This is a genomic window from Pseudomonas bubulae (assembly GCF_037023725.1).
In the GTDB taxonomy this organism is placed as follows: Bacteria; Pseudomonadota; Gammaproteobacteria; order Pseudomonadales; family Pseudomonadaceae; genus Aquipseudomonas; species Aquipseudomonas bubulae.
The window spans coordinates 3,686,844-3,703,031 of the sequence record NZ_CP146077.1 but is presented as its reverse complement, the minus strand read 5'-3'; the positions used below and the strand labels follow the sequence as shown (position 1 = coordinate 3,703,031).

Here is a 16,188-nt window from a genome sequence, read left to right as displayed (position 1 = left end):
ACATATGCGGTATAACCCCACGTCGTTATTTTCCGGGACTCACTTTCCATGCATACCCCTTCACAACGGCCGCTATGGCAGATCTACCTGATCTTCCTGGCGCCGATGGTCCTGTCCAATTTCCTGCAGAGCTTTTCCGGCACCCTCAACGGGATTTACGTTGGCCAGTTGCTGGGCACCCAGGCCTTGGCTGCGGTGTCGGGGATGTTTCCCATCGTGTTTTTCTTTATCGCCCTGGTCATCGGTCTGGGCGCCGGTGCCTCGGTGCTGATCGGACAGGCCTGGGGCGCGCGGGAAACCGCACTGGTCAAGCAGATCACCGGGGCAACCCTGACCCTTGGCGCGGTGATCGGCCTGGTTGCCGCGGTGCTGGGCAGCCTGCTGGCGCGCCCGGCCCTGCTGGCGTTGGGCACCCCGGTTGACGTGCTGGAAGAGGCCGTCGGCTATGCCCGGGTGATGATGCTGATCATGCCGTTGCTGCTGGTCTTTATCCTCTTTACCCAGATTTTGCGTGGGGTCAGCGATACGGTTTCGCCGTTGCTGGCGCTGATGGTCTCCACGGTGGTGGGGTTGCTGCTGACCCCTGCGCTGATCCTGGGCTGGGGCGGTTTGCCAACTTTGGGCATTCAAAGTGCGGCCTATGCAGGGCTGGTGGGTAACGTACTGGCAATGCTGTTTTTGGTCCTGCGCTTGCGTCATAAAAAACATGTGATGGCGCCTGACCGTGAACTGTGGGCCGCGCTGCGCCTGAACCGCGAGATCCTGGGCAAGGTGCTGCGCATCGGCTTGCCAACCGGGGTGCAGATGGTGGTGCTGTCGCTGTCCGAACTGGTGATTCTGGCGCTGGTCAACAGTCACGGTTCCCAGGCTACGGCGGCCTATGGCGCAGTGACCCAGATCGTCAATTATGTGCAGTTTCCGGCGCTGTCGATTGCCATTACCGCCTCGATCCTCGGGGCCCAGGCCATTGGTGCCGGACGCATCGAGCGTATCGGGCCGATCCTGCGCACTGGTTTGCTGATCAATCTGTGCCTGACCGGTGCCCTGGTGGTGCTCGGTTATGTGCTGTCGCACTGGTTGCTGGGCCTGTTCATCACCGATGTCGAGGCGCGGGTACGGGCTGAGCACTTGCTGCATATCATGCTGTGGAGCGTGCTGGTGTTTGGCTTCCAGGCAGTGATCGGCGGGATCATGCGGGCCAGTGGCGTGGTGCTGGTGCCGATGGCGATCACGATTTTTTGCGTGCTGTGCATCGAGCTGCCAGCGGCTTATATGCTGGATGCGCACTTTGGCCTGCAAGGCGTATGGATGGCGTTCCCGGTGACCTATGTGGCCATGCTGGTGCTACAGACGGCTTATTACCGACTCGTGTGGCGGCATAAGCAGATACAACGGCTGGTTTGAGTTGTGGCCAAGCCGGATACCGGGTCTATATCCGGCGCTACCGGCATCCATGCCGGTTCGGCGAGCCTGCCCGCAAAGCGCTTTCAGCCCATAACGTGGCACCGCACCCGCTGGTGCTCGCCGCCGCGCATCACCTGTGGTTGCTTGCAGCCTTCACGACTGGCGCTGCAACGCTCGAGAAAGAAACAGCCTTCGGGCAGTTTGCGGTTGCCCGGCAGTTCGGTGGGCGCCGCTACCTGCTCGGCCAGCAAGGGCACACCCAGGCGCGGTACCGCTTCAAACAACAGGCGCGTATAGGGATGGCGCGGTTGATCGAGCACCTGGGCGGCGTTGCCCAGTTCGACGATTTGCCCCAGATACATCACCGCCACGCGGTCGGCCATATGGCGTACCACTGATACGTTATGGGAAATCAGTATGTAGGTGAGGTTGCGCGCCTGCTGCAGTTCGGCCAGCAGGTTGAGGATTTGCGCCTGCACCGAGATATCCAGTGCAGATGTTGGCTCATCGAGAACGATGATGTCCGGGTCTGATGACAGCGCCCGGGCAATTGCGATGCGCTGACGTTGCCCGCCGGAAAACTGGTGGGCGAAACGGTCCAGATATTCCGGGCGAATGCCCACTTGGGCCGCCACTTTGGCGGCAATGCTGCGCATTTGTTCGCGCGAGCGCATGCCGCGGGCGTACAGCGGTTCGGTGATGATGCGCCAGATCGGCAGGCGCGGGTTGAGCGACGATTGCGGGTCCTGGAACACGATCTGCACGTTGCTGCTGCCTTCGCCCTTGCTGCCGTTGGCCCAGCTCAGTTCGCCGCTGCTGGGTTTGAGCAGGCCCATGAGCAATTGTGCCAGGGTGCTTTTACCGCAACCCGACTCGCCGACGATGCCCAGGGTTTCACCGGCCCGTACCTGCAAGTCGATGCCATTGAGTGCGTGGGCATAGCCCCGGGGACGTCCCAGCCAGTCGTTGCTGACAGGGAAGCGCACGCGCACATCGGCAAGTTTCAGAATCTCGGGGCCGCTCTGCTTGACGGGGTAGATCAGTGCGCTGTTCATTGCGAAAGCTCCTGTTGCGGCAACCAGCACGCGGTTTTGCGTTGTTCGTCACGGTTGATGGCGGTCAGCACCGGGCGTTCACCGCACACCGGCATGGCATGCACGCAGCGTTCGGCGAACGTGCAGCCGGTGGGCAGGCGTGCCAGGTTGGGTACTTGCCCGGGGATGGTCAGCAGCGGTTGCCCCGGCTCGACCATCTCCGGCAGGCCGCTGAGCAGGCCACGGGTGTAAGGGTGTTGCGGGTGGCTCATGACATCGGCGGTGAGCCCCTGTTCCACCACCGCGCCGGTGTACATCACGTAGACCCGGTCGCAGAACTGTGACACCAGCGCCATGTCATGGGTAATCAGGAGAATGGCGGTGCCTTTTTGTCGGGCCTTTTCGCGCAGCAACAGCAGCACCTGGCGTTGCACGGTCACATCCAGCGCAGTGGTGGGTTCGTCGGCGATCAGCAGTTGTGGCTCACAAGAGAAAGCCAGGGCAATCATCACCCGCTGGCGCATGCCCCCCGACAGCTCGAAGGGGTAGCTTTCCAGCACCTGCTCGGGGCTGGCGATATGCATGTCGCGCAGCAGGGCGACAGCCTTGGCATGGGCCGCGGCAGCACTGATTTTCTGGTGGTGGATGATGACATCGAGCATTTGTCGGCCGATGCGGCGGGTCGGGTTCAGGGCGGTCATGGGCTCCTGGAAGATCATCGCCGCATCGCGGCCACGAATTTTCAGCAGGTCCTTTTCAGGGGCGCTGAGCATGTCGCGGTTGAGCATGCTCAGGCTGCCGGAGGTGATGCGATAGCTGCGTTCGGGCAGCAGGCGCATGCTCAGCATGGCGGTCACCGATTTGCCCGAGCCGGACTCGCCGACCACACCGACAATCTCGCCGGGGTTGACGTGCAGCGACACGCCGTTCAACGCCTTGACGCTGCTCTTGTAGGCCGGGAACTCAAGGCTCAGGTTGTCGATGGCCAGTACCGGTTGCGAGTGAGTCATGGTCATTTCCCCTGTTGCCGCGGGTCGAGCAGATCGCGCACGCCATCGCCCAGCAAGTTGAAACCGGTGGCGGTGATCAGGATCGCCAGCCCCGGAAAGGTCGAGTACCACCAGTTGTCGAGGATGTAATTGCGCCCCGTGGCGACCATCGCGCCCCATTCCGCCGTGGGCTGTTGCGCGCCCAGGCCGATAAAGCCCAGGGCCGAAGCCATGAGAATGGCGCTGCCGATGTCCAGGCTCAGTTGCACCAGCAAGGGTGGCATGGCGTTGCGCGCCACATGCCAGTGGACCATGTGCCAGCGTTGGGCACCGAAGGTTTCGGCGGCTTTCACGTAGCCCATCTGGCGAATGCCAAGGGCCTGGCCGCGGGCCAGGCGCACATAGGACGGAATCCGCACCAGGGTGATGGCCAGCATGGCGTTGAACAGGCTGGCGCCCAGTGCGGCGGCCAGGGCCATGATCAAGACCAGCGACGGCACCGACAGCATGATGTCCATCAGGCGCATGGTAAGGGCATCGAAGCGTCCGCCTATTACACCGGAAAAACAGCCCAGCAGGCCGCCGATAAAGCATGAGGCAAAGGCCACGAACAGACCGACACCCACCGATTGCTGGCTGCCGTACAGTACCCGGCTGAACAGGTCGCGGCCCACTTCATCAGTGCCGAACCAGTGCTCGGCGGAAGGCGGCGCCAGGCGCTCGGCAAGGTTCAGGGTATTGGGGTCATGGCTGGCCAGCCAGGGGGCGAAAATCATGCACATCACCACCATCAGGGTGATCAGCAGGCCTGCCATGGTCAGCGGGCTGCGGCGGATCTGCCAGGTCAGGTAAGTGAGCTTTTCACGCCATTGCGGGCGCGGTATTGCGGTCAAAGGCACGGACATTTCAATTCACCTCGCCGATGCGCGGGTCGATCACGCGGTACAGCAGATCGATGGCCATGTTCAGCAGTACATAGATAAACGACACCAGAATGGCGAAGCCCATCACCGCCGGGAAATCCAGGGACTGGATCGACTTGACCACATAGGCACCCATGCCCGGCCAGGCGAATACGGTTTCGGTCAGGACTGCACCGTAGAGCAGGTCGCCGAGGGTCAGCCCGAGCACCGTGACAGAAGGGATCAGTGCGTTGGGCAAGGCGTGGCGCAGGATCACGGTCCATTTCGACAAGCCATAGGCGCGGGCGGTGCGGATATAGTCCTCGCCCAGCTGGTCGAGCATGGCAGAACGAATTTGCCTCGAGATAACCCCAAGGGTCACAAAGCCCAGGGTGGCTGCGGGCAGGATCAGGTGCTTGAGTGCATCGACAAACAGGCTGAAGTTACCCGCCAGTAATGCGTCAATCAGGTAGAAGCCGGTAATTGTCGACGGTGGCGTCAGACCTTCGGACAAACGCCCGCCGCCAGGCAGCCAGCCGAGGTGGCCGTAAAACAGCACGATGGCGCCCAGGCCCAACCAGAACGCCGGGGTCGAGATGCCGGTCACGGCCAGTGTGCGGGCGATCTGGTCAATGGCACGATTGTGATAGACCGCCGACAGCACACCCAGCGGCACGCCGACCAGGAAGGCCAGAAACAGCGCCACCAGTGCCAGTTCCAGGGTGGCCGGGAAGAACGCCTGCAAGTCTTCCAGCACCGGACGATTGGTGCGGATCGAGGTGCCCAGGTCGCCCTGCACCAGGTCGAGCACGTAACGGCCGTATTGCTGGTACAACGGCAAATCCAGGCCCAGTTGATGACGGATGCCGGCCACCAGCGCATCGCTGGCCCGGTCACCGGCGATCAGCCGGGCAGGGTCGCCGGGAATCAGGTGGGAAATGGTAAAGGTAATCAGCGAGACACCGAACACGACCAGTAACAGGCCAAGCAGGCGCTTGCGCAACAACGTCAGGAAGGCCATAGGGCACCTCAGTCACTCTAACGACAGAAATCCACAACCGTGCGCGCCATTGCCGGCGCGCACGCAGCAGCAGCTTTACTTGCTCATGCTGCCCAGGTTGAACACTTGCTCAAGCATGGGATTGAACACATAGCCTTTGACTGAATCACGCATTGGCAGGGTGTAGCTCTTTTGAAAGAGGTAAACGTAAGCGCTGTCGGCGAGCACTTGTTTTTGCGCCTGCTGGTACAGCTCGGTGCGCTTGCCCGTGTCGCTGGTGGTTGCCGCTTCACGGATAAGGGTGTCGACCTGGGGGTTGCTGTAGAACGAGCGGTTGCCCTGCAGACCCTGCATTTTTGAGTCGAACCAGAAGTTCATGAACATGTAGGGGTCGGCGAAGTCCGGGCTCCAGGTGCCGACGGCGATGTCATAGTCGGCCTGGCCGACACGTTCGCGCAGGGTGGCGTTGGCGGTCTTTTCCAGCTTGAGGTTGATGCCCAGGGGCATCAGCGCGGCTTGCAGGGTCAGGCCGATCGGTTCCCAGTTGGCGTCCTTGTCCGAGTACATGTAGCTCAGGTTGGTGATTTTCTTCGGCACTTTGGCCAGGCTCTCGGCGGCGGCCTGCATGTCCTGTTTCATGGCGGGCAGCGAGCTGTCGTAGGCCCACATGCCGTCCGGGATCGGCCCGTTGAGCAATTCGGCCTTGCCCTTGAGAATACCCTTGACGATACCGTTGTAGTCCACGGCCTCGGTGATGGCCCGGCGCGCATCGACGTTGGTCAACGGGCCCTGCTTGTTGTTCAGGTACAGGTAGGTGACCCGTAGCGACGGGTATTCCTTGACCACCACGCCTGGCTTGCTGGCCAGTGAGCCGAGCTGGTCTTCAGGCATGTCTTCGATGATGTCCAGGTCACCGCGCTCCAGTTGCAGGCGGCGTACCGAAGGCTCGGCGATGATTTTCAGTACCACGGTTTTCAACGCCGGCTTGGCCCCGGCGTAGTGGGGGTTGGGTTCCATGGTCAGGGACTGGCCTTTCTGCCAGCTGGCCAGGCGGTATGGGCCCGAGCCTGCGGTATGGCTGGAGAGCCAGGCGTTGGCTTCAGCGCCCTTGTTGGCCACCAGCGGGTTGACGATGGACGCGCCATTGTGGGCCAGGGTAAACAGGAACGGTGCGAACGGGGTTTTGAGGGTAAAGCGGACGGTTTGCGGATCAACCACTGCGACCACCATGTCTTCCGGGAATGCCCCCGACGGCCCTTGCTTGAGGGTCATCAGGCGATCGAAGGAAAACTTGACGGCGTTGGCGTCGACTTCAGTGCCGTCATCGAACTTGTTGCCGGTTTTGAGCTTGAACTCCCAGACCAGGTTGTCCGGCGACACAGTCCAGCTCTCGGCCAGGTCACCCTGGACTTCGGTGCTGCTTTTTTCGCCGTCGGTCTTGTAGCCCACCAGTCGCTGGTACGACGGGTAGGTGATGGTCCAGTCGTTGTTGTCGAAGGTCACGGCCGGGTCCAGGGTCTGCGGGTCGGCAGGCTTGCCGATAATCAGCGTGTCCTGGGCGGTGGCCGCGGTTGCGGCTTGCCAGGCCCCTAGGCTCAGGGCGGCGCAGAGCAGGCCAGGCAGCAGTGAGCGGGTACGTGAAGCGGTGGTGCGGGTCACGGTATCAGTGAGGGTCATGCCGGTTTCCTTCAACATTTGATGTCTGGAAGTAGGTTTATTTTTGGAATCTATAACCGGGCAGTAGCAGGTCAAGCAGGTGTGCAGCGTTTTCTTGTTGTCTTCAAACAGTGGCGCTGGCCTCGAAACTCTGTGGTTTCGTGGGCCGTATCATTCGTTGATCAGGGGGTAGTCGTCGGCGTTGGGCAACTCGTAATGCCACCACTCAGTGGCAATCGCGTGGAACCCGGCGATCAGCATGATGCCCAGCAGCAGCAGGCGATTGCGCTGCACGTTGACCGGCAGGTCGGGGTAGAACTGATGGGACTGGTCTTGCATCGCGTCAAAGGCGGTGCCCATGTCCAGCGGCTGGCCGTCGCTGTCCACCAGGGTCAGGTCCACGGCGACGCCGCGGCTGTGATGGGAGCCCAGGTGCGGGTCGCGCACGTAGTCGCCATTGGGCAGGGCTTCCCATAACAAAAACTGTGCATAGGGCGGTCGGTAGGCGTCATAGATACGCAGGGTAAAACCCGCCAGGCTGGCCAGCTCGACGGCCTTGCGCAAGCACTGGGCGGCATCGCGATGCAGCTGGCAGCGGGCGTTGGGGTAGATCACTTTGCCGGCCAGGTTGTCGGCGGTGGCATAGATCATCTCGATCTGCACCTGGTACTGCTCGGCATCGATATCAACGAGCGGGCTCGGGCTTGCAACGCTTTGGTTCACACAAACACTCCAGTGCTGTTTTGTTTTGGGCGAGGGGCTCAGCCTTCGAACTGGCCGAAAGCTTTTTGCAACTGACGGTTTTTGGCCAGGCGTGCATCCAGATGCTCGCCGTATTTTTCCGCGACGGCCGACACCAACAGGTTAAGCAGGCACGCCAGGGGGGCCGGTGAATCCCAGAACTGGCCAACATCGGTCTTGATCTGCAACAGATCCAGGGTCGGGTAGTCACGGGCCCAGGGGCACTGCAGATCGGTGATCAGGGCCAGCGGTAAATCGTTGTCGATGGCGGCGTCACAGAAGGTCTGGGTGACGCTGGAATAGGCGCGAAAATCGGCAATGATCGCGTAGGGGTTGGCAAAGCCGGAGTTCAGGGTTTCGGCATAGATGCCGGAAAGGCCGTCAACGTAATAGACCTTGGGGCGGATGTATTCGAGGTGGCTGTGAAACGCGGTGAGAATCCCGCGGGTGGACTGGATGCCGAGGATAAACACCGCATCGGCTTGATGAATGCGCTGCACGATACGGGCAAAAGCGTCGCTGCGGGCCAGGCCGTAAACCTGCTGGATGGCCTCGAGTTCGCGGTGCATGGAGCGTTCGAGGGCATCGTCGTTGGTGTTTTCGGCGCGAAAGGCGCCGATGCGGTCGGTGATCAGCCAGGAGCCGGGAGCGTCACCGCGCAGGCTCTGCTTGACCTCATCGAGGTTCTGATAACCCAGCGAGCGCAAGAACCGGCCTACGGAAATGCCGCTGGTGCTGGCCTGCTGGGCAATGCTGTCGGCAGACTCGAACGGCAACTGCTGCGGATTGCCCAGCAAGTAACTGGCGATGCGCTTGCCGGTGGGGGTCAGGTTGGAAAACTCATGTTCCAGCAACTGAAGAAAACTGTTCTTTTCCGGGGACATAGGAGCACGCCAAGCATGTGATTGTTATCGGCGTGTCATTTTCTCGCCTTCTGTTAGCAACATAACATTTGTTTTCGAAACAACACAATGTCTTTTCTGCGGGTTGCGTTTTTTCAGCAATGGCGTGTTTTTAACGGTTGCAACGAGCACCCTCGGGGCTCGCCTGGCAGTCAGAGCGCGATGCCCCTTTCATGCCAGGCCATGTGGCCAAGATGGCGAGCTTGTTCAAAGGTTTTGACTTGCTGGCTTTGCCCGGCGTGCCGAGCACCGCCATGGCGATTGATGTTCGCGAGGTGTGGGTGGGTGAGAAGGACATCGTTGTGCGCCCGCGGTACTCAGTCACACCACGGCTGGAACCTCACAGATTTGCCAGCGATCAGCCTGCCAGCCTGCCAGGTGAGGGGGATGCGGGTGGGGTTGCAAATGACGGGGGTTTTTCGCCGGAGATGGTCGTCTGTTGCAGGAAATGGCCAGGCACTAACAGGCGTAATGTTGTTAGTCTGAACTGTGGGAGCTACTTTGCTCCCACAGAGGACTAAGGTTGCAGATGCGCTCAAGGTTTGACTGCTGTGGTTGTGCCCGGCAACGTTTTTAACGTTGCTACCAATGCCGGATCAAAGTACGCCACGTCCAGCCAGTAGGTTTTACCCAGCAACTGGCCAGCTCCATACCAGGGAATATGGTTGTAGCTCAGGTTCAAACCGTTGTAGTCGTACTCAAATGAATGTCCGCTGCTGGAGGTAAACTTGAAACCGGTGTCAGAGTATTCCTTCAACGTATACTGATCATTCTTGGCGTTGGTATATAACTCCTTGACCCGCTGCAAGTACCCGGGGGCAATGATTGTAAACAGGCTTTTGGCACGCTGGTTGTATTGATCCAGGGTCAAGCCTGGGGTCTGTGCCAATTGACTTGCAATAAGGGCAAATACGTCTGCATCGGACTTGGCGATTGCCAATTGTACCCGTAGGTAGGTGTTCAGTTTTTGTGGGTCTATATGCATCGTTCTCGGGTGTCTTTCCCGCGTTTGTTCGTTAACCGTTTCAACCATGAAATCGCTGGTTCTTGGCAGCACCATTGGCGAAGTTGCAATGTAGGCTGCGCATGCGGTCGCCCGGTGAGACATGTCCGGATCCACCAGCAATGATAATGGATCGTCCTTTGCTGGCGTTATGCTCAGATCGACACCCTGTTTTTTCAAGGTTTCAGCAACTTGATGCGCGGTACTTTCACCGCGAGCCATTGCGCAGACATGGTGCATCATCACATCGTTACGCTGCCCTTCGACCATGGGAACCATCCCCATGACTGCCCTCTGGATTATTGGCAGTGCCGGGAGCATTACGCCATGCGGCTCCCTGTTGGCGAAAATTTGTGGAGCGCCGTCGCAGCCTGCCATCAGCGCCAATGAGATAACCCATCCGGTTGTTTTGAGCAATGACATGGTATTCGCCCTGTTTTTTTGGATTAACGCCCCGGCACCAATGGAGCCGTGCCGGGGCGGCAGTGACGGGTGTTGACCGTCGTTGGTAACTGCTTCAGTTCATGCTCACCACTGGTAGCCCACACCGACACCGACCCCAAAATTGCCCTGGGTAGTGGTACTGGCCTGGAGCTTGGCCACCCAGTGGCCGTTATCGGAGACTCTCGACACGCCGAACGACAGCGCTCCTTGCCCACGATAGGTGGCAGCGCCCAAAGCTGTCATGCTGGCGCCAGCAACGTAAGGCTGTGGCAGGCTGGCCATGGCCATGGCCCCGGCGATCCCTGCGCTCAAGACACGGTCCTGTTTCTTCAGGTCGCTATTGAGCTGCGAGAAACGTTGGTCGGTGTAGTTGTTGGCATTGTTGGTGGTGTTCGCCGAAATGCTGTTGAGTTGATCGAAATTCACCGCATCGGTGCCCTGGGTTGCTGCCGCGACATGGGTGATCTGCCGTTCGCTGCCTGCTGCCCCTACCGAAACGCTGTTGTCGCGAGTGGCTGTCGAGTTAGCACCCAGTGCGACGCTGTTTGTAGCTGTAGCTGTTGCTCCGTTGCCCACCGCGACTGCTTGCTCCCCGCCGGACTTGGCACTGGTACCAATGGCCGTGCTTTTGTTGCCGGAAGCTTGCGAGCCGGCACCGCCCGCCACCGCATCGGTACCTGTGGCCGCAGGCGTGGGCAATGCACTGGTGTTATTGACCTGGAACATGCCTTCCGTTCCGTTCTTGATATTAGTGACGTCGTTAAGGACCTGTGAGACATTCCCGCCTATGTTGTTGACCGCCGTATCGGTGTACTGATTGGCCTGTGTTATGGCACCGCCAAGCTGGCTGACATTGACTGCATCGTTGGGTGCAGAACCTGCTGCTACACCGGTAATCTGGCGACTGCCCTGCGCAGTACCTACCCCGACTTCCCCCACGGATGTTTGCAATGTAGTCAGGCCCGTAGCGGTGTATCCCGCCTGTGCGCCGACGGTAGTGATCGAACCCGAGCCCAGGGCAACGCTTGATGCATGACTGGCTACAGCCCCGGCTCCCAGCGCTACTGACTGTTCACCTTGGGCCTGGGCCTGGGTACCGATGGCAACCCCGGAAGCCATCAACACCTGGCTGTTACCGCCCAATGCAATCCCGCCAGTTGCCGCCTGGCTGACCACGGCGTTGTTACCCATCCCTATACCGTTGTCAGCATTGACGACAGTTGCAGGCCCTACGGCGATGGCGTTCTGGCCTATAGCCAATGAGTCCTGCGGGTTAACAGAATTGGCGTGGAAGAACATGCTGCCGGTGGAACTGAGTGAGCCGACGGCTCCGCCCAATTGACGCAGGGTCACGGCATCCTGGGCACTGGTCCCGTCCGCCAGATTGATCAGTTGACGATATTGACCGGCTGAACCCAGCGAGAGCGCACCCAACAATGTTGCATCCGTCGTGTCGTAGGCTAAGGTGCTGCTGCCTGCCGGGATGGCGCCGCTTGCCGGTGCGATGGCACGGTCCGATACCGATCCCTGCCCCAATGCAACCCCTCCGTTTACCGATACGCTGGCCAGATTACCCAGTGCCACGCTACCCGTAGAGCTTGCCAGAGCTCCGGCACCGGCGGCGAAGGATTGAGCAGCACTGGCCTGTGCTTGAGGACCGATAGCGATGCTGTCCAGGCCTGTGGCCGCGCTGTCAGCAAGGGTTGAACTGGTGTGGAAGTACTTGATGCCTGCGCCGCTATTGAAACTGTTGATCGCGGTTGTATTGCCGGCGATATTAGTGGTGTTTGTGGTGACCTGTTGATTGGTGGCGAACAGTTGGCTGCCGTTGATGGCATCGGTACTGGTGCCGCTGATCTGACCAGCAGCCACATTGGTGATTTGCCGTTCTGCCCCGACACTGCCGACGCTGACCACGCTGCCCGGTGTGGCACCGGCAAAAGTGTAAGTGACACCGCCGATGGTTGCCCCGCTGGTGCCGACTGCTGCGGCAGTAGTGCTGTTGGCGCCGAGAGCAACGGCACCGGCGTTACTGGATGTTGCGCCGGAGCCCAGAGCCAGCCCTTGTGTTGCGCCTACAGCCACTGTGGCCGCATCACCCAGGGCAATGGAACCTGCCTCGTTGGCCTGGGAGAGATTACCCAGGGCCACGCTGCCTTGACCATTGGCGGTGTTGTCGGCGCCCATGGCGACTGCGCCGGTACCTGTTGCAGTGTTGGGATCACCGATGGCCACGGCGCCGTTACCGGTTGCGATATTGCCTGCGCCGATGGACACGGCTTTGCCCCCTGTAGCCTGTGCCGAGGTGCCGATGGCTACTGCATCTGCAGAGTTGGCTAGCGAGCCGTTACCCAGCGACACAGAACCGGCTGCGCTGGCACTTGCCCCCGAACCGGCTGCCAGGGAGTTGCCGCCGCTGGCGGTGGTGTTGGCACCGAGGGCGATATCCGAGGCATTGAGGGCCTGGGCATTTGCTCCTGCCGCTGTGGCATCCGAACCTGTCGCCGACGAGTCGGCCAGTGTTGAGTTAGTGTGGAAGTACTTGATACCTCCACCGCTGTTGAGAGTGTTGATTGCGGTTGTATTGTTGGCGATATTGGTGGTGTTGGCGGTGACCTGTTGATTGGTGGCGAACAGTTGGCTGCCGTTGATGGCATCGGTACTGGTGCCGCTGATCTGGCCAGCAGCCACATTGGTGATTTGCCGTTCTGCGCCAACGCTGCCGACACTGACCACGCTGGCGGGTGCTGCCCCGGCAAAGGTGTAAGCGACGCCGCCGATGGTTGCCCCCGTGGTGGCGACTGCCGCCGCCGTGGTGCTGTTGGCGCCGAGTGCAACGGCACCGGCGTTACTGGATGTGGCACCGTTACCCAGGGACACCGCTCCGGCTGCGGTGGCACTTGCCCCCGAACCGGCCGCCAGAGAGTTGCCGCCGCTGGCTGTGGTGTTGGCACCAAGCGCGATATCCGAGGCATTGAGGGCCTGGGCATTTGCTCCCGTCGCTGTGGCATCCACACCTGTCGCTGAGGAGTCGGCCAGTGTTGAGTTGGTGTGGAAGTACTTGATGCCTCCACCGCTATTGAGGGTGTTGATTGCGGTTGTATTGCCGGCGATATTGGTGGTGTTGGTGGTGACCTGTTGATTGGTGGCGAACAGTTGGCTGCCGTTGATGGCATCGGTACTGATGCCGCTGATCTGGCCAGCAGACACATTGGTGATTTGCCGTTCTGCGCCGACGCTGCCGACACTGACCACGCTGGCTGGTGCTGCCCCGGCAAAGGTATAAGCGACACCGCCGATGGTTGCCCCCGTGGTGGCGACTGCCGCCGCCGTGGTGCTGTTGGCGCCGAGTGCAACGGCACCGGCGTTACTGGATGTGGCACCGTTACCCAGGGACACCGCTCCGGCTGCGGTGGCACTTGCCCCCGAACCGGCCGCCAGGGAGTTGCCGCCGCTGGCTGTGGTGTTGGCACCAAGCGCGATATCCGAGGCATTGAGGGCCTGGGCATTTGCTCCCGTCGCTGTGGCATCCACACCTGTCGCTGAGGAGTCGGCCAGTGTTGAGTTGGTGTGGAAGTACTTGATGCCTCCACCGCTATTGAGGGTGTTGATCGCGGTTGTATTGCTGGCGATATTGGTGGTGTTGGTGGTGACCTGTTGATTGGTGGCGAACAGTTGGCTGCCGTTGATGGCATCGGTACTGGTGCCGCTGACCTGACCAGCAGCCACATTGGTGATTTGCCGTTCTGCGCCAACGCTGCCGACACTGACCACGCTGGCGGGTGCTGCCCCGGCAAAGGTGTAAGCGACGCCGCCGATGGTTGCCCCCGTGGTGGCGACTGCCGCCGCCGTGGTGCTGTTGGCGCCGAGTGCAACGGCACCGGCGTTACTGGATGTGGCACCGTTACCCAGGGACACCGCTCCGGCTGCGGTGGCACTTGCCCCCGAACCGGCCGCCAGGGAGTTGCCGCCGCTGGCGGTGGTGTTGGCACCAAGCGCGATATCCGAGGCATTGAGGGCCTGGGCATTTGCTCCCGTCGCTGTGGCATCCACACCTGTCGCTGAGGAGTCGGCCAGTGTTGAGTTGGTGTGGAAGTACTTGATGCCTCCACCGCTATTGAGGGTGTTGATCGCGGTTGTATTGCTGGCGATATTGGTGGTGTTGGTGGTGACCTGTTGATTGGTGGCGAACAGTTGGCTGCCGTTGATGGCATCGGTACTGGTACCACTGATCTGACCAGCAGCCACATTGGAGATTTGCCGTTCTGCGCCAATGCTGCCGACACTGACCACGCTGGCGGGTGCAGTCCCGGCAAAGGTGTAAGCGACGCCGCCGATGGTTGCCCCTGTGGTGGCGACTGCCGCCGCCGTGGTGCTGTTGGCGCCGAGTGCAACGGCCCCGATGTTGTTGGATGTTGCCCCTGAGCCCAGTGCCAACCCTTGGGTAGCGGCGTTGACCACAGTGGCTGCATCGCCCAGGGCAATGGAACCGGCGCTGTTGGCCTGGGAGCTATTACCCAGCGCCACGGAACCTTGGCCTGTTGCCGTATTGGCATTGCCCAGGGCCACGCTGCCCTGGCCGTTGGCGGTATTGTCGGCGCCCATGGCGACTGCGCCGGTGCCGGTTGCCGTGTTAGGGTCACCGATGGCGACAGCGCCGTTGCCGGTGGCTGTGTTGCCTGCGCCAATGGATACGGCTTTGCCGCCAGTGGCTTGCGCCGAGGTACCGATTGCGACGCTATCGTTCGAGTTAGCCAGAGAGCCGCTACCCATGGAGATTGCCCCGGTTGCGGTAGCTCTTGCGTTCGAGCCGATAGCCATGGAGCTGGCAGCGGTTGCCTGTGAAGTGCTGCCGATAGCAATGCCGTCTTGGCCAGACGCTATCGTGCTAGCTCCCAGGGCTACGGAGGCTATACCTGAAGCAGTGCTGCTGACGCCTAAGGCCATAGAGCTTGCACCAGAGGCCCTGCTATTGAAACCAAGCGCGGTAGCGTTTATGGCTAAAGCTTGACTGGAAGTACCCACAGCTGTCGAATTTTGGCTGTTGGCAACGCTTTCAGCACCCAGGGCGGAGGCTCCCAAGTCTGAGGCATTGCTGGTTTCGCCCAATGCGACAGAGTTAGTGCCAGAAGCATTACTAGATAATCCGATAGCAACAGAGGAAGTGCCGGTAGCGACGGCAAGTCGCCCGAATGACTCAGAGCTGTCGCCTGTTGCAACGGAAGCCTCACCGATCGCAACACTTCTGTTCCTGGCAGTGGAGCCAGAGGCGGCGCTAATGGCTACGGAATAGAAGTCTACGGTCGCCGGCGCACCACCATTACCTGTTGCCGAACTGTTACTGATCACGCCTCCCGATATTGCCGTGCTGGAAAAGGCAAATGTGGGTAGCAGCCCTAATGACAGTCCAACAGTAACAATCACTAATGTTCTTATGCCCTTGCAAGGTCCGCTTTTATTTTTCTTGTGCGCAAACTCACTAGTGACTACCCAACTGCCCAAGGAGTAATTCCATACCACAGAAAAAATCTTGTTCATGATTGTTTATGGCGGGATGTACGCCAACCTCTGATGAAAGAATATGATGTGCATCAGAAACTACCGCCTTTGCATGCGGTATCTGAGTGTTGGTTAAAGACCAGGGCGCTTGTGACGAGCGGGCGGGGCTTTGTTGTGCGCAAGCCAAATGCTAGTTGCTCCGGCACAATAAGGGGTGTGCATGTTGTCCGAGGCCTCTTGAGGGGAGGTAGATGTTGCTATCAAACAGTGTTATTGGATCCGGTTTTAACAGTGCGAGCGCGTTACTGATATTTAAGCTATAAGTCGCGCACGAAACCATGGCAGCCCAGCAGTGAGTAGGTAGTCTTGATGGCTCATATTTTTAAAGTAGTACGGCTGTAGGTTATTTCAAGTTGTGTAACTAGTGTTCGGATGTTTTTCGTGCGAGTAATGAGGTGGGCTGATTGTTTTTAAAAAGTATATGTGTAATTAAAAGGGGGGGCGTCCTGCGCTGGCATGATTGCGGTTGGGTAAGTTTTGAGTGGTTGTATGGCTGCTCAAGAGATTGAAAATGATCATTTTTGTCTTATTTTTAATGGTTTTCGGTGGGTGCA

At 60.0% G+C, this 16,188-nt stretch carries 10 protein-coding genes and 1 pseudogene; 1 reads left to right on the top strand and 10 read right to left on the bottom strand.

The features are described from left to right. The first annotated feature begins 48 nt into the window (after nt 1-48). Entirely contained in the window at nt 49-1,404 is a 1,356-nt protein-coding gene (locus V6L81_RS16860) for an MATE family efflux transporter (RefSeq protein ID WP_095020714.1), read from the top strand. A gap of 83 nt (nt 1,405-1,487) precedes the next feature. On the opposite strand, the gene V6L81_RS16855 is transcribed toward V6L81_RS16860, so the two are convergent. From V6L81_RS16855 to V6L81_RS24245, 10 genes and pseudogenes are all read right to left on the bottom strand, one after another. Then, nucleotides 1,488-2,459: an ABC transporter ATP-binding protein gene (locus V6L81_RS16855; protein ID WP_095002836.1), complete on the bottom strand. Its 972-nt coding sequence runs from the start codon at nt 2,457-2,459 to the stop codon at nt 1,488-1,490. Further along, complete coding sequence (locus V6L81_RS16850; RefSeq protein ID WP_095002835.1) at nt 2,456-3,448, bottom strand: ABC transporter ATP-binding protein; 993 nt, start codon at nt 3,446-3,448, stop codon at nt 2,456-2,458. The genes V6L81_RS16855 and V6L81_RS16850 overlap by 4 nt, the downstream gene beginning before the upstream one ends. A gap of 2 nt (nt 3,449-3,450) precedes the next feature. Further along, a complete protein-coding gene (gene ddpC / locus V6L81_RS16845) occupies nt 3,451-4,332 on the bottom strand; it encodes a D,D-dipeptide ABC transporter permease (protein WP_095018638.1) in 882 nt (293 codons plus the stop codon). A gap of 1 nt (nt 4,333) precedes the next feature. Beyond that, on the bottom strand, nt 4,334-5,350 hold the full coding sequence (locus V6L81_RS16840) for an ABC transporter permease (protein ID WP_338660177.1): 1,017 nt from the start codon (nt 5,348-5,350) through the stop codon (nt 4,334-4,336). Between the two features lie 75 nt (nt 5,351-5,425). Further along, the gene (locus tag V6L81_RS16835; RefSeq protein ID WP_150628153.1) at nt 5,426-7,006 is read right to left on the bottom strand and encodes an ABC transporter substrate-binding protein; all 1,581 of its coding nucleotides are present in this window, start codon (nt 7,004-7,006) and stop codon (nt 5,426-5,428) included. A gap of 150 nt (nt 7,007-7,156) precedes the next feature. Next, nucleotides 7,157-7,708 carry a D-alanyl-D-alanine dipeptidase gene (gene ddpX, locus V6L81_RS16830; protein ID WP_095002831.1) on the bottom strand — a complete coding sequence of 184 codons (552 nt, stop codon included), beginning with the start codon at nt 7,706-7,708 and terminating at the stop codon, nt 7,157-7,159. A gap of 38 nt (nt 7,709-7,746) precedes the next feature. After that, the gene (locus tag V6L81_RS16825) at nt 7,747-8,610 is read right to left on the bottom strand and encodes a MurR/RpiR family transcriptional regulator (protein WP_153326693.1); all 864 of its coding nucleotides are present in this window, start codon (nt 8,608-8,610) and stop codon (nt 7,747-7,749) included. A 553-nt stretch (nt 8,611-9,163) separates the two neighbouring features. Then, on the bottom strand, nt 9,164-10,054 hold the full coding sequence (locus V6L81_RS16820) for a hypothetical protein (protein WP_338660176.1): 891 nt from the start codon (nt 10,052-10,054) through the stop codon (nt 9,164-9,166). A gap of 105 nt (nt 10,055-10,159) precedes the next feature. Next, nucleotides 10,160-14,848: a YadA-like family protein gene (locus tag V6L81_RS16815; protein WP_338660175.1), complete on the bottom strand. Its 4,689-nt coding sequence runs from the start codon at nt 14,846-14,848 to the stop codon at nt 10,160-10,162. Between the two features lie 39 nt (nt 14,849-14,887). Further along, nucleotides 14,888-15,613: pseudogene (locus V6L81_RS24245) on the bottom strand (ESPR-type extended signal peptide-containing protein); the annotation flags it as partial. Nucleotides 15,614-16,188 lie beyond the last annotated feature (575 nt).

Excerpts from the sequence above, each read along its gene's own strand:
- ddpC (WP_095018638.1), bottom strand. The coding sequence starts at position 4,332 with ATGTCCGTGCCTTTGACCGCAATACCGCGCCCGCAATGGCGTGAAAAG.
- V6L81_RS16855 (WP_095002836.1), bottom strand. The coding sequence starts at position 2,459 with ATGAACAGCGCACTGATCTACCCCGTCAAGCAGAGCGGCCCCGAGATT.
- V6L81_RS16820 (WP_338660176.1), bottom strand. The coding sequence starts at position 10,054 with ATGTCATTGCTCAAAACAACCGGATGGGTTATCTCATTGGCGCTGATG.
- V6L81_RS16835 (WP_150628153.1), bottom strand. The coding sequence starts at position 7,006 with ATGACCCTCACTGATACCGTGACCCGCACCACCGCTTCACGTACCCGC.
- V6L81_RS16840 (WP_338660177.1), bottom strand. The coding sequence starts at position 5,350 with ATGGCCTTCCTGACGTTGTTGCGCAAGCGCCTGCTTGGCCTGTTACTG.
- V6L81_RS16850 (WP_095002835.1), bottom strand. The coding sequence starts at position 3,448 with ATGACTCACTCGCAACCGGTACTGGCCATCGACAACCTGAGCCTTGAG.
- V6L81_RS16815 (WP_338660175.1), bottom strand. The coding sequence starts at position 14,848 with ATGGGTAGCGGCTCTCTGGCTAACTCGAACGATAGCGTCGCAATCGGT.
- V6L81_RS16860 (WP_095020714.1), top strand. The coding sequence starts at position 49 with ATGCATACCCCTTCACAACGGCCGCTATGGCAGATCTACCTGATCTTC.
- V6L81_RS16825 (WP_153326693.1), bottom strand. The coding sequence starts at position 8,610 with ATGTCCCCGGAAAAGAACAGTTTTCTTCAGTTGCTGGAACATGAGTTT.